Annotated in this window: 19 protein-coding genes; 8 read left to right on the plus strand and 11 right to left on the minus strand. The window is 62.2% G+C overall.

The features are described from left to right. Positions 1-76: 76 nt before the first annotated feature. From cgtA to rplU, 3 genes are all read right to left on the minus strand, one after another. On the minus strand, positions 77-1303 hold the full coding sequence (gene cgtA / locus OO258_RS01940; protein ID WP_266028671.1) for an Obg family GTPase CgtA: 1227 nt from the start codon (positions 1301-1303) through the stop codon (positions 77-79). Between the two features lie 188 nt (positions 1304-1491). Further along, complete coding sequence (gene rpmA, locus OO258_RS01945) at positions 1492-1749, minus strand: 50S ribosomal protein L27 (protein ID WP_003247464.1); 258 nt, start codon at positions 1747-1749, stop codon at positions 1492-1494. Positions 1750-1787: 38 nt separating this feature from the next. After that, positions 1788-2102: a 50S ribosomal protein L21 gene (gene rplU, locus OO258_RS01950; protein ID WP_003247466.1), complete on the minus strand. Its 315-nt coding sequence runs from the start codon at positions 2100-2102 to the stop codon at positions 1788-1790. Positions 2103-2346: 244 nt separating this feature from the next. Here rplU and OO258_RS01955 point away from each other — a divergent pair, with 244 nt between their 5' ends. From OO258_RS01955 to OO258_RS01965, 3 genes are all read left to right on the plus strand, one after another. Further along, positions 2347-3315: a polyprenyl synthetase family protein gene (locus OO258_RS01955; protein WP_266028673.1), complete on the plus strand. Its 969-nt coding sequence runs from the start codon at positions 2347-2349 to the stop codon at positions 3313-3315. Between the two features lie 159 nt (positions 3316-3474). Next, positions 3475-3816, plus strand: coding sequence for a zinc ribbon domain-containing protein YjdM (locus tag OO258_RS01960; RefSeq protein WP_010951939.1), 342 nt, complete (start codon positions 3475-3477; stop codon positions 3814-3816). Between the two features lie 84 nt (positions 3817-3900). Next, positions 3901-4146 (plus strand): hypothetical protein, encoded by a 246-nt coding sequence (locus OO258_RS01965; RefSeq protein ID WP_266028675.1) that lies wholly within the window; start codon positions 3901-3903, stop codon positions 4144-4146. A 26-nt stretch (positions 4147-4172) separates the two neighbouring features. On the opposite strand, the gene OO258_RS01970 is transcribed toward OO258_RS01965, so the two are convergent. The 5 genes from OO258_RS01970 to OO258_RS01990 form a co-directional block, all read right to left on the minus strand. After that, positions 4173-4790 (minus strand): FKBP-type peptidyl-prolyl cis-trans isomerase, encoded by a 618-nt coding sequence (locus OO258_RS01970; RefSeq protein ID WP_110746867.1) that lies wholly within the window; start codon positions 4788-4790, stop codon positions 4173-4175. A gap of 85 nt (positions 4791-4875) precedes the next feature. Beyond that, a complete protein-coding gene (locus tag OO258_RS01975; RefSeq protein ID WP_266028677.1) occupies positions 4876-5181 on the minus strand; it encodes a DUF6482 family protein in 306 nt (101 codons plus the stop codon). A 147-nt stretch (positions 5182-5328) separates the two neighbouring features. Continuing rightward, a complete protein-coding gene (locus OO258_RS01980; protein ID WP_003247486.1) occupies positions 5329-5817 on the minus strand; it encodes a TIGR00645 family protein in 489 nt (162 codons plus the stop codon). Between the two features lie 103 nt (positions 5818-5920). Beyond that, entirely contained in the window at positions 5921-6259 is a 339-nt protein-coding gene (locus OO258_RS01985) for a hypothetical protein (RefSeq protein WP_003247487.1), read from the minus strand. Positions 6260-6421: 162 nt separating this feature from the next. After that, on the minus strand, positions 6422-8860 hold the full coding sequence (locus OO258_RS01990) for a Lon protease family protein (protein ID WP_110746862.1): 2439 nt from the start codon (positions 8858-8860) through the stop codon (positions 6422-6424). A 261-nt stretch (positions 8861-9121) separates the two neighbouring features. Between OO258_RS01990 and OO258_RS01995 the strand changes: the two genes are divergently transcribed. The 4 genes from OO258_RS01995 (at position 9122) to OO258_RS02010 (ending at position 12611) form a co-directional block, all read left to right on the plus strand. Then, on the plus strand, positions 9122-9610 hold the full coding sequence (locus OO258_RS01995; protein ID WP_012270426.1) for a DUF3015 domain-containing protein: 489 nt from the start codon (positions 9122-9124) through the stop codon (positions 9608-9610). Between the two features lie 72 nt (positions 9611-9682). Beyond that, positions 9683-11536, plus strand: coding sequence for a DUF4105 domain-containing protein (locus tag OO258_RS02000; protein ID WP_266028680.1), 1854 nt, complete (start codon positions 9683-9685; stop codon positions 11534-11536). Between the two features lie 153 nt (positions 11537-11689). Beyond that, positions 11690-12046 (plus strand): hypothetical protein, encoded by a 357-nt coding sequence (locus OO258_RS02005; RefSeq protein ID WP_110746858.1) that lies wholly within the window; start codon positions 11690-11692, stop codon positions 12044-12046. Positions 12047-12113: 67 nt separating this feature from the next. After that, positions 12114-12611: a GreA/GreB family elongation factor gene (locus tag OO258_RS02010; protein ID WP_110746856.1), complete on the plus strand. Its 498-nt coding sequence runs from the start codon at positions 12114-12116 to the stop codon at positions 12609-12611. Between the two features lie 30 nt (positions 12612-12641). Here OO258_RS02010 and gdhA read toward each other — a convergent pair whose 3' ends face one another. The 3 genes from gdhA to OO258_RS02025 form a co-directional block, all read right to left on the minus strand. Further along, entirely contained in the window at positions 12642-13982 is a 1341-nt protein-coding gene (gdhA, locus tag OO258_RS02015) for an NADP-specific glutamate dehydrogenase (protein WP_266028681.1), read from the minus strand. Positions 13983-14203: 221 nt separating this feature from the next. Continuing rightward, positions 14204-15871 (minus strand): energy-dependent translational throttle protein EttA, encoded by a 1668-nt coding sequence (ettA, locus tag OO258_RS02020; protein ID WP_110746852.1) that lies wholly within the window; start codon positions 15869-15871, stop codon positions 14204-14206. Between the two features lie 301 nt (positions 15872-16172). Then, on the minus strand, positions 16173-16571 hold the full coding sequence (locus OO258_RS02025; RefSeq protein ID WP_266028684.1) for a hypothetical protein: 399 nt from the start codon (positions 16569-16571) through the stop codon (positions 16173-16175). 248 nt (positions 16572-16819) lie between these two features. Between OO258_RS02025 and OO258_RS02030 the strand changes: the two genes are divergently transcribed. Further along, entirely contained in the window at positions 16820-20650 is a 3831-nt protein-coding gene (locus OO258_RS02030; protein ID WP_266028685.1) for an EAL and GGDEF domain-containing protein, read from the plus strand. The last annotated feature ends 180 nt before the right edge of the window (positions 20651-20830 follow it).

The raw sequence follows: 20830 nt of genomic DNA on the forward strand, positions 1-20830 counted from the left end.
ACCTATGTCGAATCTGTAGATACCGTGGATACAAAAACGCCGCTCCAGAGAGCGGCGTTTAGTGTACTGCAACCGGTCAGTCGCGCACGTAAATGATTTCCGGGCCGTCTTCGTCGTCCTCGAAATCATCGTCCCAACCGTCATCGTCGCCAATGTCGTGCACGCTCTTGACGCCGGTGCGACGCAGGGTGCGGGCATCGTCCAGCGCCTGCAACTGGGCACGGGCTTCGTCTTCGATGCGCTGGTCGAGGTCGGCCAGTTCTTCGGCATAGGCCGGGTCGTTGGCCAGGCGGTCGGCGCGGTCTTCGAGGTAGCGCATCAGGTCGTGGCTGAGCTTCTCGGTACCCTGTTTGGAGATGGCCGAAATCACGTAGACCGGGCCCTCCCATTCCAGGCGGTCGATCACTTCCTGCACGCGCTCGTCGCGCTCGTCGTCCATGACCATGTCGGCCTTGTTCAGCACCAGCCAGCGCTCACGCTCCGCCAGCGACGGGCTGAAACGGGTCAGCTCGTTGACGATCACTTCGGCGGCATCGGCCGGGCTGCTTTCGTCCAGCGGCGCGATGTCCACCAGGTGCAGCAGCACACGGGTACGCGCCAGGTGCTTGAGGAAGCGGATACCCAGGCCGGCACCGTCGGAGGCGCCTTCGATCAGGCCGGGGATGTCGGCGATCACGAAGCTCTTCCAGCGGTCGACACTGACCACGCCCAGGTTTGGCACCAGGGTGGTGAACGGGTAGTCAGCCACCTTCGGCTTGGCTGCCGAGACCGAGCGGATGAAAGTACTCTTGCCGGCGTTTGGCAGGCCCAGCAGGCCAACGTCAGCCAACACTTTCATTTCCATCTTCAGGTCGCGCTGATCACCCGGCTTGCCTGGGGTGGTCTGGCGCGGCGCACGGTTGGTGCTGGACTTGAAACGGGTGTTGCCCAGGCCGTGCCAGCCGCCTTGGGCGACCATCAGCTTCTGGCCCGGGGTAATCAGGTCACCGATCACTTCCTGGGTGGAGGCATCGATCACGGTGGTGCCGACCGGCACACGCAGGAACAGGTCTTCACCCTTCTTGCCGGTGCAGTCGGTGCTACCGCCGTTGGAGCCGCGCTGGGCTTCGTGGTGACGGGTGTAGCGGTAGTCGACCAGGGTGTTCAGGTTCTCGTCAGCAACCATGTACACCGAGCCGCCGTCACCGCCGTCACCACCGTTAGGGCCACCGTTCTCGATGAACTTCTCGCGACGGAAGCTCATGCAACCGTTGCCGCCGTCACCGGCTTTGACCCGAATCGAAACTTCGTCAACAAACTTCATTAAAACCGCCTCTCGTCGGCAGACGAGCTGAATGACTCAAAAACATGAGGCTCTTGCAAAAATGAGCGCGGCGGCCCCGTACGACCGTAGAAACCAACGCCGGCAACCCAGACAAACAGCTTTGCAAGAGGCTCACCACAAACGAAAAAGCCCCGTCGCATGACGGGGCTTCTGGAGCGACGTCGCGATTAAGCGGCGACGATGCTCACGTAACGGCGCATGAACTCGCCTTTCTTCTCGAACTTGATCACGCCTTCGATCTTGGCGAACAAGGTGTGGTCCTTGCCCATGCCAACGCCGTAGCCAGCGTGGAATTCGGTGCCGCGCTGACGGACGATGATGTTGCCTGGCTTGATAACCTGGCCGCCATACATCTTCACGCCAAGGCGTTTAGATTCTGAGTCGCGACCGTTACGAGTACTACCACCAGCCTTCTTGTGAGCCATGGTTCAATTCTCCAAATAAATTCAGGGGATCTAGGGGATTAAGCCTGGATGCCGGTGATTTTGATCTCGGTGAACCACTGGCGGTGGCCCATACGCTTCATGTGGTGCTTACGACGACGGAACTTGATGATGCGAACCTTGTCGTGGCGGCCTTGCGAAACGACTTCGGCCACTACTTTAGCGCCAGCAACAACTGGAGCACCGATGGTGACTTCTTCACCGTTGGCGACCAGCAGAACGCGATCGAAGGTCACGGATTCGCCAGTGGCGACTTCCAGTTTTTCGATCTTGAGGAATTCACCTTCAGCGACTTTGTACTGCTTGCCGCCGGTAACGATTACTGCGTAAGACATGGTATTTCTCCGATAATCCTGCTCACCCAGCGCTTTATATGATGAGTATTGGCTGGCATGGCTGCACAGGGCTGGAACGGCCCGGTGCAATTGCGTAAGGCAGGTGCTGCCCAGGAAGTTAGGGTGCGCGATTGTACGCAACCGCGGTTTTGCTTGCAAGTACCGCCCCCGGCCAGCTGGCACCGCGCCTTGACACACCGGGACCTGCGACCTAGCATGCCGCGCAACCTCACTGGAGCAGCCGATGCAACCCCAAACCTTCTACCGTGCGGTGGCTGATGATTTCAGCGCCGTCGACGAGATCATCAAGAAGCAGCTGACCTCGCGCGTGCCGCTGGTATCGAAGATCGGCGACTATATCACGTCTGCCGGTGGCAAGCGCCTGCGTCCCCTGCTGGTACTGCTGTGTGGCAAGGCCCTGGGCCGCGAAGGCGACGACCTGCGCCTGCTGGCCGCCACCATCGAATTCCTGCACACCGCCACCCTGCTGCACGATGACGTGGTCGACATGTCCGGCATGCGCCGTGGCCGCTCCACCGCCAATGCCTTGTGGGGCAACGCGCCAAGCGTGCTGGTGGGTGACTTCCTTTATTCGCGCTCGTTCGAAATGATGGTCGACCTGGGCTCGATGCCGGTCATGCAGATCCTGTCCAAGGCCACCCGGGTGATTGCCGAAGGTGAAGTGCTGCAGCTGTCGCGGGTACGCGACGCCAGCACCACCGAGGAAGTCTACATGGAGGTCATTCGCGGCAAGACCGCCATGCTGTTCGAGGCCTCCACCCACAGCGCCGCGGCGCTGGCCCAAGCCACCGACGAGCAGCGCGAAGCCCTGCGTACCTTCGGCGACCACCTGGGCGTAGCTTTCCAGCTGGTGGACGACCTGCTGGACTACAAGGGCGACTCGCAGACCCTGGGCAAGAACGTCGGTGACGACCTGGCCGAGGGCAAGCCGACCCTGCCGCTGATCTACACCATGCGCGAAGGCACTGCCGAGCAGGCTGCACTGGTGCGCCAGGCAATCCAGAAGGGTGGCCTGGAAGACCTGGAGCAGATTCGTGTGGCGGTCGAGGAATCAGGTGCGCTGAAGTACACTGCCGAACTGGCGCGCGACTACGTGAAACGTGCCATTGCCTGCCTCGAAGTGCTGCCTGCCAGCGAATACCGGGATGCGCTGGTTGAACTGAGCGAGTTCGCGGTCGCGCGTACTCACTGACAGACCGAGTCATCTTCATTCGCGGGCAAGCCCGCTCCTGCACCATCGGTGGGGAGCGGGCTTGCCCGCGACGCTTTTGTCCGGACATAATCCCTTCCGGAAAAATACCTTTTACAATGCAGGCCTTTAACCGCCCGTCTGTTTGTTTGAGGAACCGAAGTGAGCACTCTGCCACCCTGCCCAAAATGCAACTCCGAATACACCTATGAGGATGGCACTCAGCTGATCTGCCCTGAATGCGCCCACGAGTGGTCGGCCAGCGGCGACGCCGAGGCGGCCAGCGACGATGTGGTGAAGAAGGATTCGGTCGGCAACATCCTGCAGGACGGCGATACCGTCACCGTGATCAAGGACCTGAAGGTCAAGGGTTCGTCCCTGGTGGTCAAGGTCGGCACCAAGGTCAAGAACATCCGCCTGTGCGACGGCGACCACGATATCGACTGCAAGATCGATGGCATCGGCGCCATGAAGCTGAAGTCCGAGTTCGTCCGCAAAGTCTGATCAGGCAAAAAACCGCCAATTGGCGCTTGCTATTTTGATAATAAGAATTATTCTCATTGGAACTGTTATCCAAGGAGAATAGCCATGACTTATCTGATCGACGCCTGGCTGGACCGCCCTCACCCCTACCTGCGCATTCTTCATCGAGAAACCGGCGAAGTGTGCGCGGTGCTTGAAGAAGAAGCCCTCGACGAACTGCGTGACCAGGGTGACCTGGACCTGAGCGGCCTGAATTCGAGCGAACCGGGCGTGCTCAAGGAACTGGTGCGGAATTTGTTTCTGTTCTGCTATGCGCGGGCATTGCGCCCCGGGGGGACAGACTGGAATTGAGGCCGGCACTGCCGGCCTCAAGGCGCTTACAGAACGTCGAGCAGCTCGACGTCGAACACCAGTACGCTGTGCGGCGGGATGCTGCCAACGCCTTGGGCGCCGTAAGCCAGCTCGCTCGGCACATACAGGCGCCATTTGCTGCCAGCGTTCATCAGCTGCAAGGCTTCGGTCCAGCCAGCGATCACGCCGCCTACCGGGAATTCAGCCGGCTGGCCACGCTCGTAGGAGCTGTCGAACACGGTGCCGTCGATCAGCGTGCCGTGGTAGTGCGTGCGCACGTTGTCTTCGCGGCTCGGCTTGGCGCCTTCACCTGCGGTCAGTACTTCGAACTGCAGGCCCGAAGCCAAGGTGGTGATGCCGTCACGCTTGGCGTTCTCGACCAGGAATTCTTTGCCAGCGGCAGCAGCGGCTTCGGCCTTGGCAGCAGCCTCGGCTTGCATCACCTCACGGATGACCTTGAAGCTGGCCGACAGGTCGGCTTCGCTGACGCGGCTGTCAGCGCCATTGAAGGCGTCGGTCAGGCCGGCCAGGATGGCTTCCAGGCTAACGCCTGGTGGCGGGTTGTCGCGCAGCTGGCCGCCCAGCTGACGGCCAATGCCGTAGCTAACGCGGGTTTCGTCGGTGGACAGGTTGAGTTCGGACATTGTCGTGCTCCACTGCAGGGCGCAGTGCGGCCGCGCCCTTGATGAAAAGGGCGAGCAGCCTAGCACACTGAGGCCCTGCGAGCAGCTACCAGGCCGAACGCTGGGAAATCGGTACCTTCAGGTCTTCTTGCGGGTGGGTGCCCATGCCGCACATCTCATCTTGCACCGACCAGTGCACCAGGTTCATCGAGACCATGGGAATTGTTTGCAGCAACTTGCGGGCGTCCTCCACCGAGCGCACGCGCAAGCGTTCACCGCGGGTGTCGGACAAAGGGTGGGCATGACCTTTTACGCGCGCTTCGAGCAGGTAGTCACCGCCCTCGATGGCGATCAGGTTCAGTTCGTCGACATGGCCAGCCCTGGCCTCGGTATTGAGCTGATGCAGGTTCATGAAAGCACCTCGCTGGTGGAACCACGCATGAGTGCTCATTTTTCGTACAGGAAAGAAGAATACACAAGTCAAGACTGACGCCGCTCGTCAGTTGAGCCTCGACCTCTGAGGGAACGGGCATGCCCGCTCCCTCAGGCATGGCAGGACTCAGTGCTTGGTCAGCTTGTCCAGATAGCCCATGCAGAATGCCGAGACTACAAAGGTCATGTGGATGATCACGTACCACATCAGGTAGTCAGTGGAAATGTTCTGCGCATCCATGAATACCCGCAGCAGGTGGATGGAGGAAATTGCCACGATCGACGCGGCCACCTTCATCTTCAGCGACGAAGAGTCCATTTTGCCCAGCCAGTTGAGCTTTTCCTTGCTTTCGTCGATGTCCAGTTGCGAGACGAAGTTCTCGTAGCCGGAAATCATCACCATCACCAGCAGGCCGCCCACCAGCGACATGTCGATCAGCGACAGGATCACCAGGATCAAGTCGGCTTCGCTGAGGGCAAAGACGTTGGGCAGGACGTGGACCACTTCCTGGAAGAATTTCAGCGCCAGGGCCAGCAGGCCGAGGGACAGGCCGAAGTAGATCGGGGCGAGCAGCCAGCGCGAGGCGTACATCGCGTTTTCGAGGATACGTTCCATGGAGGGTTTTGAGACTCGTCAGGTGACTGAAAAACGACGGCGAGTATAGCCAGCCACCTGTTACAGCAAAAGCCCGGGGGCTGCGGAGCAGCCCCGGCAATCTTCAGGTCTCAGGGTGAAACTGGTAATCCCCCAGGTTGCGACACCGCTCGCCATTGATCCGCCGCAACTGCGCCTGCAAATGCAAACACCAGATCTGCGGGTCCTCGGCCACCTGGTACCCATGCAGGGTCAGGCTGTCGACAATGGCATTGAGCACCGACTCAGCCACCAGCGGCCCATGAAACGGCCCCTGTGCCTTGATCGCGGAGGGTTGTTCACCGGCCATGCCGGCGGCGAACAGCAACGTCCACATGCCGTTGTCTCCGGCCAGCGGGCGGATGCTGCATTCGATACGGGTCACCAGGCCCAGGCACTGGCGTGTGAGGCTGAGGTTGCGCATGGCCGCGTCCCCTCCAATGAGCCTTGTTCAGCCCGAAACCCTCAGGCTGTTTCCATCCTGAACGCTGTACCGTCCTTAAGTTCCAGCATAGAAGAACAGTACAGAAAGATGGAAAACCGGCGCTGAACGGTAGCACATCGCCGCCAGCGCCGGTTTATTGACTCAAGCCGGTTTGGCCTGGGCAATCATGTCTTCAAGGCGCTCCTTTTCCGCCTTCTCGATGTCTTCCTCACTGATCATTTCGGCGATTTCACGCAGCCGCTCCACCACCCGGGCGTTGACGCTGCCCTCGGCGAACTGGCCCTTGTCATCCAGCCCCCCGGCCTCCTCGCCCACCAGCAGGCTCAGGGCCTCGTCGGCCTGGCTGACCGCGTAGACGTGGAACATGCCGTTCTCCACCGCTTGCAGTACGCGCTCGTCGAGCATCAGGGTGGCGACGTTGGCCCGCGGGATGATCACCCCCTGCTCGCCGGTCAGGCCACGTGCCTCGCACAGGCGGAAGAAGCCCTCGATCTTTTCGTTGACCCCACCCACCGCCTGCACTTCACCAAACTGGTTGATCGAGCCCGTGATGGCAAAGCACTGTTTGAGTGGCGTGCGCGACAGTGCCGAGATCAGCGTGCAGGCTTCACCCAGCGAGGCGCTGTCACCGTCCACGTAGCCGTAGGACTGTTCCAGGGCAATGCTCGCGGAAATGGCCAGCGGGAACTCCTGTGCGTAGCGGCTGCCCAGGTAACCGGTGAGGATCATCACCCCCTTGGAGTGGATCGGCTGGCCAAGGTTGACCTCGCGCTCGATGTCGACGATGCCGCTGCCGCCCGGGTATACGGTGGCCGATATCCGCGCGGGCATGCCGAATGCCGAATCACCCACCTCCAGCACGGTCAGGCCGTTGCACTTACCAATCGCAGCCCCTTCTGTGTCGATCAGGATGATGCCGGCGAGCATGTCGTCCAGCACCCGCTGGGACACCCGCCCGGTGCGGGTGGCCTTGGCCTTCAGCGCACGCTCGATGTGGCCGGCGTCGGTCATTTCGTCACTGGCCAGTTGGCGGATGAAATCGGCTTCGCTGACCAACTGGAACAGGTCGCCGATGCGCGCCGACAACCGCGACTGGTTTTCGGCCAGGCGAGCGCTGAAGGTGGCCAGGCGTGCAACCGCATCGCTGGTCAGCGGCGCCATGCCCTCCTCGTTGGTACGGGTGCGCAACAGTTGGGCGAACTGCTCGAGGTTTTCGTCGACCATCGGCATGTCTTCGTCGAAGTCGACCAGCACGCGGAACATCTCCTGGAAGTCCGAGTCATGGTCCTGCAGTGCGTAGTACAGCTGGCGCGAGCCGATGATCACCAGCTTGACGTTGAGCGGGATCATCTGCGGCTGCAGGCTGACGGTGGCGACCCGGCCCAGCTCACCAATCGGCGACTCCATCTTCAGCTTGCGCGACTGCAACGCACGCTTGAGCGCATCCCATACAAACGGCTCGCCCAGCATCTTCTCGGCTTCAAGAATCAGGAAGCCGCCATTGGCCCGGTGCAGCGCGCCCGGGCGCAACTGGCGATACGAGGTGTACAGCGCGCCTTGGTCGGTGCTGTATTCGATACGGCCGAACAGGTTGTCGTAGGTCGGGTGCGGCTCGAACACCACCGGTGCGCCGCCATCCGCGTGATGGCCGACGACCAGGCTGGGGGCGTACTGCTCTTCAAGCAACTTGCGGGCGACGGCGTCAGTCTTGCTGTCATCGACCAGTTGTTCGACCACGGTGCGCAGCAGGTTCAGTTGCAGCGATTGCAGGTAAGCACAGACTGCCGCGTTCTCGGCGTACTTTTCCGACAACGGCGCCAGCAGCGGTTGCAGGGCCAGGGTAATGGTTTCTTCGTTGAGCTGGCGCAGCTGGTTGTTCGATTCGCGCTTCCATTGCGGCAGGCTGGCCAGTTCTTCGTTCAGCTGCTCCTCAAGCTGGGCGATGTCCTCGTGGAACTGCTCGCGCACCTCTTCCGGCAACTGGGCGAACTCGGCCTCATCCAGCGCCTTGCCGTCGGCCATCGGGGTGAAGGCGACGTTGCTGGAGTCGCGGTACAACGCCACGTCCTTCTCGAGCGACGCACGCTCGATCACATCCAGGGCGCGGTCGTAGCGCTGGTTGAAGGCGCGATCGATGGCGCCCTTCTTCTGCTGGTAGGAGGGGTGCTCGAACACCGCCGGGAAGGTCGACAGCAGGTTGTCGATCAAGCCCCCCATGTCGGTGATGAACTCGGCGGCGCTGCCCGAAGGCAATTCCAGTGCACGCGGTTCGCGCGTGTCGTCGAAGTGGTTGACGTAGACCCAGTCGGCCGGGGTCTGCTGACGCTTGCCCTCGGCCTTGAGGTACCGTTTGACGAACGAGAAGCGGCCGGTGCCCGGCTCGCCCATCACATACACGTTGTAACCGGGGCGCGGCATTGCCACGCCGAACTGCAGGGCCTCCACAGCACGTTCTTGGCCCAGGACTCCGCGAAACGGCTCCAGATCGTCGGTATTGGTAAAGGCAAACTGCTCGGGCGAGAAACGCCGGGTCAGGGCTTCAGGCGCGAGACGCAGGCGCGCAGCGACAGGATCGGGCATTGGGTTTCCTTACTTCGGCGGGGCAGATACGCAGCATTCTGGCGCTGCCCGCGCGCGCCTTGCAAGGCTCCACGGGACTTTATATCGCAGCAGGTCGCAGCCAACGCAGGTGATGTCACAGCAAATTTTTCGCAATCAACAACGCAACCTTTAGATCGTGCCTAAACTCCAAGCTGCGCGGGTGGGTGAAATGCTTCCCCGACCTGGCAACCGAGTTGCCAGAAACCCTGACCCTTGGTTAAGACAAAGAGAACAAATGCTATGAAACGGATTCTTCTGGGTACTCTGTTCACCGTAGTCTCGCTCAACGCCATGGCTGAAGCGCCAGGCGGCCCGAACTGCGGCTGGGGCAACATGCTGTTCGAAGGCCAGCGCGGCACGCCGGCACACTTCCTGGCTTCCACCACCAACGGCACCTCTGGTAACGCCACCTTCGGCATGACCTCCGGCACCAACGGCTGCTCGACCAAGGCTTCGCTGACCTACGGCGGCAAGTCCTGGTTCGCCATGAATGGCATGATGAACGAACTGTCCGAAGACATGGCCATGGGCCAGGGCGAAGCACTGACCACCTATGCCGTGGTCCTCGGCGTAGCTCCGGAAGACCGTGGTTACTTCAACTCGGTCACCCACCAGCACTTCAACCAGATCTTCAGCAGTGCCGACGTCACTGCCGAAACTGTCCACAGCAACACCCTGGCCGTTCTGAAGAGCGACCCACGCCTGGCCAAATACGCTACCGAGGCCTAAGCACTGCTGCTCCCGCCCCACCACGGGGCGGGTTTCGCCTTTTTCGGCATCGTTTAGAAGTAGTTGCCCGATATGCTCAAACGCCTCGCTGCCCTGGCGCTGTGTGCCTGCGCCCCTGTTCATGCCGCACCCGTGCTGGATCAAGGCCGTCTCCAGCAACTGGCCAACACCCCCTACTGGATCGCCCTGGGCCATTACGAAACCGCCAAGCTTGGCGGCTGGCGCAGCTATGTGGACGATGACGCGTTCTTCCTGGCCGAGGATGGCGCCCACCACCCCGACCAAGAGCTGCAAGCGACGGTCGATGCGCTGTATGCCCCGGCCAGCCTCGGCGACAAGCATGCCCAATGCGTATTCCCGGCGCGCACCCGCTGGCTGCGCGAGCAGTTGAACCTGCAAGACTTGCCGCAACCGGACTGCCAGGAGTTCAAGACCTGGTACAAGTCGATCGACCCGCACAGCGCCGCGTTGATCTTCCCGGCGGCCTACCTGAACAGCCCATCGTCGATGTTCGGCCACACCCTGCTGCGCATCGACCAGTCCAACACCCGCAGCGACGACACCACGCTACTGAGCTACGCAATCAACTTCGGTGCCTACATCGAAGGCAGCGACAACAGCATCCTGTATGCCTGGAAGGGCCTGATGGGCGGCTACCCGGGGCTGTTCGCGCTGATGCCCTACCAGGAAAAACTCTCCGAATACCGCAGCCTGGAAAACCGCGACCTGTGGGAATACCAGCTGGACCTTACCCCGGCAGAAACCGGGCGCATGGTCGAACACGTGTGGGAGCTGAAGCAGATCCAGTTCGACTACTTCTTTTTCGACGAAAACTGCTCGTACCGCCTGCTGGAGCTGCTGCAGGTCGCCCGGCCGAGCCTGGACCTGACCTCGCAGTTCCCGCTGACCGCCATCCCAACCGATACGGTGAAAGCCGTGAAACAGTCCGGCATGGTCGCCAGCGAAACCTACCGCCCCTCGCGCGAACGTGAACTGCTGGCCCGCGCCGAGCCACTCGACCATGACGAAAAGCGCCAGGTGCTGGCCGTCAGCGCCGACACCACGCAATTGCAAAGCCCCGACTTCAAAGCCTTGCCCCGCGAACGCCAGGCGCTGGTACAGGACGCTGCGTATCGCCTGGAGCGCTACCGTGCCAATGGCCAGGAACGCGACCCCGGGCAAGCCAAGCGCAGCTTCGAGCTGCTGCGGGCGATCAACAGCAACCCGCCCCCGCCGCTGCAGATAGAGCGCCCCGGCCTGCCTGAGGACGGCCATGATTCGCGCACCTGGCAGCTGGGCGTGGGCACCCGCGAAGACCGTGCCTACGCCGAGTACGGCCTGCGCATGGCCTACCACGACCTGAACGACAATGCCTATGGCTTCCCGCTGGGCGCGCAGATCGAAATCCTGCAGTTGAAGGTGCGCCAATACGAAGGCAACGACTGGCAGATACAACGCCTGGATTTAGCCACCATCCGTTCACTGACACCCCGTAACGAGCTGCTCAAGCCGTGGTCCTGGCAAGTGGCTGGCGGTCTGGAACGGGTGCCGGGCAAGCATGATGACGAAGTCCTGGTAAGCCATGTGAATGGCGGCGCCGGGGGTACCTGGCAATTGGCCGATGGCTTGCTGGGCTTTGCCTTGGGCACGGTGCGGGTCGAGCACCACAACGACTTCGCCGAGTTCATTGCCCCGGCGGCGGGGTTCAATGGCGGGCTGCTGTGGCGCAACGGGCTGGGCAACATGACGCTGGAGGCCAAGGGTGACTATTTCACCAACGGCGAGGTGCGGCGCAGTGTGAGCCTGAACCAGCAGTGGGAGATCAGCCAGAACCTGGGGTTGCGGCTGAGTGCCTCGCGGGAATTCAGCCACCTGGCCACGGCGCAAAACGAGGTGATGCTGGAGCTGAAGTGGTATCACTACTGAGGCCGCTTTGGGGCCTCTCGCGGGCAAGCCCGCGAATTGGCCAGTCAGGCTGGCAAAGCAGTGTGACTGAACCAACTCTTTGACACTGTTTTGACACCTATCCGACAAATCGCCACCTAGACTTTCCACCATCAACTGGAGGGCTTTGTGGCTATGTCGCGGTACTGGTTCGGCGTGTGCATTGCGGTGTTGCTTTCAGGTTGCGAAACCACCCACGAGCAGATGGTCAACAACGGTTACCCTCCCGCCTATGCGGATGGCTTCCAGGACGGCTGCAGCAGTGGCCGCCAGGCGGCCGGGCTGATGGTGGGCAATTTTCGCAAAAACGTACCGCGCTATCTGCACGAGCGCCAGTACGAAACCGGCTGGGACGATGGCTTCCGCCAGTGCCAGGCCATGCAGAACAGCGAAGAACAGCGCCAGTACCACGAGCGCTTCTGGGACCAGCGCGACCGCGACTGGGAACAGGAAAAGGACCGTGGCGCGGCCAAGGCTTATCGCCACAACTGAGTCGCAAACGGACATTCCTTTAAACCAGTGGCCTGCCATGATGGTCCCTTGCACAAGGAGGCCCTGCATGAGCCGAGCATTCGTCAACGAAGACCAGGCCGCCGCCCAGGCCGACCAACCGGTCGAGCGGCGCGTCAGTGACCAACCCAACTATGTGACGGCCAGCGGCCTGCGCCAGCTGCAAACCCGTGTGGCCGAGCTGAATGCCTTGCGCAGCGAACTGCAGGCGCAGGGCGAACGGGGTGACAAGCAACGGCTGGCCGATACCGAGCGAGATCTGCGCTACTTCAACGCGCGGGTGCAAAGCGCTCAAGTGGTACCGGCGGCGACTTCGCATAGCAAGGTACAGATTGGTAGCCGGGTGCGGTTTGCCGATGCCCATGACCAGGAGCAGGTGGTGCGGCTGGTGGGCGAGGATGAGGCGGATGCCGGGCAGGGGTTGATCAACTGGGGTTCGCCCTTGGGGCGGGCGTTGCTTGGGGCCGCGCCGGGGGATGAGGTGCTCTGGCGGCGACCGCTAGGCGAACAGGTGATAGAGGTGGTTGAGATTTTGGGTGAGGGTTGAGGGCCGCAAAGCGGCCCTCAGGGTCTCAAATCAGACCACGCCCTGAGCCAGCATCGCGTCAGCCACTTTCACGAAGCCAGCGATGTTCGCACCCTTGACGTAGTTGACGCGGCCATCGGCCTCTTCACCGTAGTGCACGCACGCATGGTGAATCGACTGCATGATGTTGTGCAGCTTGCTGTCCACTTCACCGGCAGTCCACAGCAGGCGCATGGCGTTCTGCGACATTTCCAGGCCCGATACGGCCACGCCACCGGCGTTGGAGGCTTTACCCGGCGCGTACAGGATGCCGGCGTCCAGGAAGATGTCCACGGCTTCCAGGGTAGTCGGCATGTTGGCGCCCTCGGCCACGCAGATGCAGCCGTTACGCAGCAAGGTGCGGGCGTCTTCGGCGCCCAACTCGTTCTGCGTGGCGCAAGGCAGTGCGATATCGCACGGCAGGCTCCACGGGGTCTGGCCCTTGCGGAACTCCAGGCCGAACTGCTCGGCCAGCTCGCTGATACGCCCACGCTTGACGTTCTTCAGTTCCATCAGCGCGTCCCACTGGGCGTCGGTCAAGCCAGCTTCGGCGTACAGGGTGCCTTCGGAATCGGACAGCGAGATCACCTTGCCCCCCAGGTCCATGACCTTGCGCGCCGCATACTGGGCAACGTTGCCCGAGCCGGACACCGCCACACGGCGGCCATCGATACGCTTGTCCTGGCGCTTGAGCATTTCTTCGGCGAAGTACACGCAGCCGTAACCGGTTGCTTCCGGGCGGATCAGGCTGCCACCGTAGGTCATGCCCTTGCCGGTCAGTACCGAAGTGAACTGGTTGGCCAGGCGCTTGTACTGGCCGAACATGAAGCCGATTTCGCGGGCACCCACGCCAATGTCACCGGCCGGCACGTCGCAGTCGGCGCCAATATGGCGGTACAGCTCGCTCATGAACGCCTGGCAGAAGCGCATCACTTCGGCGTCGCTCTTGCCTTTCGGGTCGAAGTCCGAGCCGCCTTTGCCGCCGCCCATGGGCAGCGAAGTCAGGGAGTTCTTGAACACCTGCTCGAAGGCCAGGAACTTCAGCACACTGAGGTTCACCGACGGATGGAAGCGCAGGCCGCCCTTGTAGGGGCCAATGGCGCTGTTCATCTGGATGCGGTAACCGCGGTTGACCTGCACCTTGCCCTGGTCATCGACCCAGGACACACGGAACAGCAGCGCGCGCTCCGGCTCGACCATGCGTTCGAGAATGCCGGACTGCAGGTAACGGGGGTTGGCTTCAAGGAATGGCCACAGGGTACGCAACACCTCTTCCACCGCCTGGTGGAATTCGGGTTGGCCTGGATCGCGCTGTTGCAGACGCGCAAGGAAATGGTCGACAGATTCGATCATGGTAGACATCTCACCGAAGGGTTTGGACTTATTGGTTTTTTCGGGAATGTACCAAGAAGCAATCGCACTGGAATAGGGCGAGATGTCGTTTTTTTGAAATTATTTGGTGCGTTTTATATAAGTGTATACAAATGCAGTGCCTGATAAGCAGGGTTTGCGGGTTAGCCAAGCACAAAAATGGGGCCACATAGGGCCCCATTCTTGTGCATCATAAAGCCAGCTTACTGGGCCAGCTTCTTGTGCCGTACCCGGTGCGGTTGGGCAGCAGCATCGCCCAGGCGCTTCTTGCGGTCGGCTTCGTACTCGGTGTAGTTGCCTTCGAAGAACACCACGTTGGAGTCGTCTTCGTACGCCAGGATGTGGGTCGCTACACGGTCCAGGAACCAACGGTCGTGGGAAATCACGATCGCGGCGCCCGGGAAGTCCAGCAAGGCTTCTTCCAGCGAACGCAGGGTTTCGACGTCGAGGTCGTTGGACGGTTCGTCGAGCAGCAGGACGTTACCGCCCTCCTTCAGGGTCAGGGCCAGGTGCAGGCGGCCACGCTCACCACCGGACAGGTCCTTGACGAACTTCTGCTGGTCACCACCCTTGAAGTTGAAACGGCCAACGTAGGTACGCGACGGGATCTCATAGTTGCCGATGCGGATCATGTCGGAACCGTCGGAAACCTGCTGGAACACGGTCTTGCCACCGTCCAGGTCCTCGCGACTCTGGTCGACGCAGGCCAGTTGCACGGTTTCACCGATCTCGATGCTGCCCGAATCCGGCTGTTCCTTGCCCATCAGCATACGGAACAGGGTCGACTTACCGGCACCGTTACCGCCGATCACGCCTACGATGGCGCCTTTCGGCATGGCGAACGACAGGTTGTCGATCAGCACGCGGTCACCGTAGCCCTTGGTGACGTTCTTGAACTCGATGACCTTGTCGCCCAGGCGCGGACCGGCCGGGATGTAGATCTCGTTGGTTTCGCTGCGTTTCTGGAATTCCTGCGACTGCATTTCTTCAAAGCGCTGCAGACGGGCCTTGGATTTGGACTGGCGGGCCTTGGCGCCTTTGCGCACCCACTCCAGTTCCTCTTTCATGGCCTTTTCGTGGGCGCTCTGCTGCTTGGATTCCTGCGCCAGACGGTCCGACTTGGCTTCCAGCCAGCCCGAGTAGTTGCCTTCGTACGGGATGCCGGCGCCGCGGTCCAGTTCCAGGATCCAGCCAGCGACGTTGTCGAGGAAGTAACGGTCGTGGGTAATCGCTACCACGGTGCCCGGGAAGTCGTGCAGGAAGCGCTCCAGCCAGGCCACCGAGTCGGCGTCCAGGTGGTTGGTCGGTTCGTCGAGCAGCAGCATGTCGGGGGCCGACAGCAGCAGGCGGCACAGGGCCACACGGCGCTTCTCACCACCAGACAGGTGTTCGATGCGTGCATCCCAGGCCGGCAGGCGCAGGGCGTCGGCGGCCACGTCCAGCTGGCGCTCCAGGTTGTGACCGTCGGCGGCCTGCAGGATGGCTTCCAGCTTGGCCTGTTCGGCGGCCAGCTTGTCGAAGTCGGCATCTGGTTCGGCGTAGGCCGCGTACACCTCGTCCAGGCGGGCTTGGGCGTCCTTGATCACGCTGACCGCTTCCTCGACCACTTCACGGACCGACTTGGTCGGGTCCAGTTGCGGTTCCTGTGGCAGGTAGCCAACGTTGATGTCGGGCATCGGACGGGCTTCGCCGTCGAATTCCTTGTCGACGCCCGCCATGATCCGCAGCAGGGTCGATTTACCGGCGCCGTTCAGGCCGAGCACGCCAATCTTGGCGCCCGGGAAGAACGACAGGGAAATGTTCTTGAGAATTTCCCGCTTCGGCGGCACGACCTTGCTCAGCCGATGCATGGTGTAGACGTATTGAGCCAAAACCAAGCCCTCTAATCAGATAGGTAAAGACATCGACGATCGCCCCGGCAGCGGGGCCGGGTGGATGTGTGTTCGAGTGTCATTGGACAAAGACGACCATTCTACGCCAACGCGCGGCGTTGCATAGGAGGGGTCGAGGGTGGGGCGGGACCGGAGCTGTCCCTTGGGGGATTTTGATGCCTGTGCCGGCCTCTTCGCGGCTAAAGCCGCTCCCACAGGGATATCACTGCCTTCAAGGGCAATGCAGTATCTGTGGGAGCGGCTTTAGCCGCGAAAGGGCCGGCACAGCAGCCGAAATGGCTCACACGTGGCGCTGTTTGACCTTGCCCCGCGGCAAGCGGCAACGGTCGCCCTGCTCGGCCAGGCGCGCGGCCCAGGCAGACTTCACGCTGAAGCCGCCGCTGCGGGCAGGTTGCTGCTCAGCCGCCTTGGCCGGTTTGGCAGGTGCAGTACTGATCACCTTGGCTGCCGGCTTGGCCGCCGCCACTGCAACAGCCGGCTCTGCTGCCGCCTTGGCGGTCTTGCGCAGTTCAGCCAGCGATGGGGCCTTGGGTTTGGCGGTAGCAGCCGCCTCGGGTTTGCTCAGCGAACGCTGGCAAGACTTGCAGGATACGTCCTCGGTCACGGCAGTGCTGACAAGGGTCTGACTGCTGCGCCCACAGGCGGAATCGAGGCCATTGGAGGAAAAGTGAGTAACCAAAAGCGAACATCTCCGATGCGTTGTCATGTATAGCGGGCGCTATTCTCGCACAGCTTGCAGGGGCTTGCCGAACCACCCGGCAGCCACCTTCGGTCAACATGGCTGGCACTTTGCCACAATCCTAGGCATGCTAGCCGGTTTCGGGTGTCCGGCCTTATAGTGCGCCACCGCGGTGCGGCAGGCAGACAACGGCACACACCCTGCATGCTCCGTCCCTGCCATCGCCAGCCCAATCGCAGGATCAACGCTTGACCAATCTTACTCATCCGTCGCCACTGCGTTCCGCGCCACAAGCGCCCGCCTCTACCTTGCGCGGGTCGATCAAGGGTGCGCTGGCGATGCTGGCCCTGATCCTGCTGGGCCTGCTGCTGTGGCAGCTGCTCGCCCAGTTCAACCACACCCAGGCCGACCTGCGTCGACAAAGCCTGGACGCGACCGCGGAACTGGCTGACCACCTGAGCCTGAACATGGCGTTCAAGGCCCAGCAAGCGGTGAATGTGGTGCAGCCCTACGTCAATGCGCCGACGCCGGCCGCCCTGCCCAGCCTGCTGGTTACCCTGCGCGAGCGGCTGCCCGCCCTGCAAAGCCTGGCCTGGCTGAACAGCAGCGGGCAACTGCGCGCCGACAGCCTGGCAAACAGCCCCGACCGCCAGTTGCTTGACGATTTGCTCACGCTGAACCAGGGCCGTGCGTACTTCTTTACCAATTCAGCCGACAACCGCACCCTGTACCTGCTGCTGCGCCAGGCCGCTGAACAGGACCGCGGCTACTGGTTGCTGCGCCTGTCACCCGACTACTACCGCGAACTCACCACCCACCTGGACGGCGATGGGCACCCGCTGTGGTTGCTGGAAAACAGCCGCAGCGGCGAGGTGCTGCAGCACCACGCGCCAACCGATACCAGCAACGAACCACTGCAAAGCGTGATGCTGGCCTTTATCGACAACAGCACCTGGCAGCTGCGCGGCCTGTTCGACGCGAAGCTGGCCCAGCAAAAGCTGCTGCCGGCGCTGATCGGCAAATGCATGCTGGTGCTGTTCTGCGCCCTGCTGCCGGTGCTGGCGCTGATCAACATGCGTCGCCGCCAGCGCGCGCTGCAGGAAGACCGCCGGCGCTACCAGGAAATCTTCGAAGGCACCGGTGTGGCCCTGTGCGTGCTCGACCTTTCCAGCCTGCCCGGCCAACTCGACCGCTACCACCTGCGCAACCGCGCCGCGCTCAAGCAGAGCCTGGCGCTGGACACCAACCTGCGCCGCTCGCTGCTGCTGGAGCTTAAGATCACCGAGGTCAACCAGGTGGCGCGCCAACTGCTCAACATCGACAGCCATGAAGGTGCCTGGCATCGGCTGATCGACGGCACTGGCGACGGCCGCGAAAGCATCGGCATGCAACTGATCGACGCCCTGATCGAGCAACGCCAGCTGCTGGAGCTGGAAGTACGCCTGCCGGCGCCACTGGGCGGCGAGCTGCACCTGTGGCTGATGGCACGCCTGCCGCAGCAGCGGCGTGACTACCAGGCGGTGATCCTCAGCATCAGCGACATCACCAGCCGCAAGCAGGTAGAGCTGTCCCTGCTGGAGCGCGAAAGCTTCTGGTCGGACGTGGTCCGCACCGTCCCCGACCAGTTGTACGTGCAGGATGTGCTGAGCCAGCGGATGATCTTCAGCAACCGCCACCTCGGCCAGACCCTGGGCTACGACCGTACCGAACTGGCACAAATGGGCGACCGCTTCTGGGAGCTGCTGCTGCACCCTGAAGATGCCGCGCACTACCAGGCCCTGCGCCAGCAACAGCGCGACGAAGGCCATGACCAACCGCTGCACTGCCAACTGCGTTTCCGCCACCATGATGGCGGCTGGCGCTGCTACGACATCCGCGAGCAGGTGCTGACCCGCGACGCCGAGGGCCTGGTTACGCGCATCATCGGGGTGGGCAAGGATGTGACGGTGCAGATCGAGGCCAGCCAGTCCCTGCGCGACAGCGAGCAGCGCTACCGCATGCTCGCCGAAAGCATCAGCGACGTGATCTTCTCTACCGACAGCCTGCTCAAGCTCAACTATGTCAGCCCGTCGGTGCAGAGCGTGTTGGGCTACCAGGCAGACTGGATCTTCGCCAACGGCTGGCAGTCGATCATCGCCAACCCGGCCCAGCTCACCGGCATCTACAGCCTGATGGAGCGGGTCAGTAGCGCAATGGGCGATCCGGCCCAACTGGCGCAACTGCGCAGCCAGTTGCCCACCCAGCTGTTCCTGTTCGACTGCCTGCGCGCCGATGGCCGCAAGATCCCGATCGAGCTGCGCCTGGTACTGGTGTGGGACGACGACCAACGGTTTGAAGGCGTGCTCGGGGTGGGCCGTGACATCAGCCAGCAACGCCGCGCGGAGAAAGACCTGCGCATGGCCGCGACGGTATTCGAGCACTCCACCTCGGCGATTCTCATCACCGACCCGGCCGGCTACATCGTCCAGGCCAACGAGGCGTTCAGCCGCGTCAGTGGCTATGCCGTCAGCGACGTCCTCGACCAGTTGCCGGGCATGCTCACCGTCGATGAACAGCAGGAGAGCCACCTGCGCTATGTGGTCAAGCAACTGCACCAACGTGGCAGCTGGGAGGGCGAAGTGTGGCTGAAGCGCCGTGACGGCGACCACTACCCGGCCTGGGTCGGTATTACCGCGGTACTGGACGACGAAGGCGACCTGGCCAGCTACGTGTGCTTCTTCACCGACATCAGTGAACGCAAGGCCAGCGAACAGCGCATTCACCGCCTGGCCTACTACGACGCCCTCACCCACCTGCCTAACCGCACGCTGTTTCAGGACCGCCTGTACAACGCCCTGCAGCAGGCCGAACGGCAGAAGGCCTGGGTGGTGCTGATGTTCCTCGACCTCGACCGCTTCAAGCCGATCAACGACTCCCTTGGCCATGCCGCCGGCGACCGCATGCTCAAGGACATGGCCCTGCGCCTGCTGGCCTGCGTGGACGATGACGACACCGTGGCGCGCATGGGCGGTGACGAGTTCACCTTGCTGCTGCAACCACGCCCCACCCGCGAAATGGCCTTGAACCGCGCCATCCATGTGGCCGAGAACATCCTTGGCAGCCTGGTGCGGCCGTTCGTGCTGGAAAACCGCGAGTTCTTCGTCACCGCCAGTATCGGCATTGCCCTGAGCCCGCAGGATGGCAGCGAGCTGAGCCAGCTGATGAAGAACGCCGACACCGCCATGTACCACGCCAAGGAACGCGGCAAGAACAACTTCCAGTTCTACCAGGCCGAGATGAACGCCAGTGCCCTGGAGCGCCTGGAACTGGAAAGCGACCTGCGCCACGCCATGGAGCAGAACGAGTTCATCCTCTACTACCAGCCGCAGTTCAGCGGCGACGGCAAGCGCCTGACCGGTGCCGAAGCGCTGCTGCGCTGGCGCCACCCGACCCGCGGCCTGGTGCCGCCGGGCGATTTCATCCCGGTGATCGAAGAGCTGGGCCTGGTGGTAGAAGTCGGCGACTGGGTGCTGCGCGAGGCCAGCCGTCAGCTCAAGGCCTGGCACAAGGCCAAGGTGCGGGTACCGAAGGTGTCGGTGAATATCTCGGCGCGGCAGTTCTCCGACGGCCAGCTGGGTACACGGATTGCCACCATCCTTGAGGAAAGCGGCTTGCCACCCGCATGCCTGGAGCTGGAGCTCACCGAAAGTATCCTGATGCGCGAGGTGAACGAGGCGCTGCAAATTCTGGCCAGCCTGAAAAACCTCGGGCTGAGCATTGCGGTCGATGACTTCGGCACTGGCTACTCGTCGCTCAACTACCTCAAGCAGTTCCCCATCGACGTGCTGAAGATCGACCGTACCTTCGTCGACGGCCTGCCCGAAGGCGAACAGGACGCGCAGATTGCCCGGGCGATCATCGCCATGGCCCACAGCCTCAACCTGGCGGTGATCGCCGAAGGCGTCGAAACCCACGAGCAGCTGGAGTTTCTGCGTGAGCACGGTTGCGACGAGGTACAGGGCTACCTGTTCGGGCGACCGATGCCGGCGCATCAGTTCGAGGCGCAATTCTCCAACGAGACCTTGTTCATGTTCCATTGACCCGCCCGCTGCCTGTTCACAAGGTCCCCTAGGAGCCGCGACTGAATTGCGCCTAAAAAACGGACCTTCGAGTCAACTCTCGCCCCCGCCCAGCCCAGACACGGCGCGGGATGCAACATGAAGCCCATTGGTCCGCGACTTGATGCCACTTCATATGCCAGCCGCGAATCAATCGGTTAG

The organism is Pseudomonas sp. DCB_BI (assembly GCF_026240995.1).
In the GTDB taxonomy this organism is placed as follows: Bacteria; Pseudomonadota; Gammaproteobacteria; order Pseudomonadales; family Pseudomonadaceae; genus Aquipseudomonas.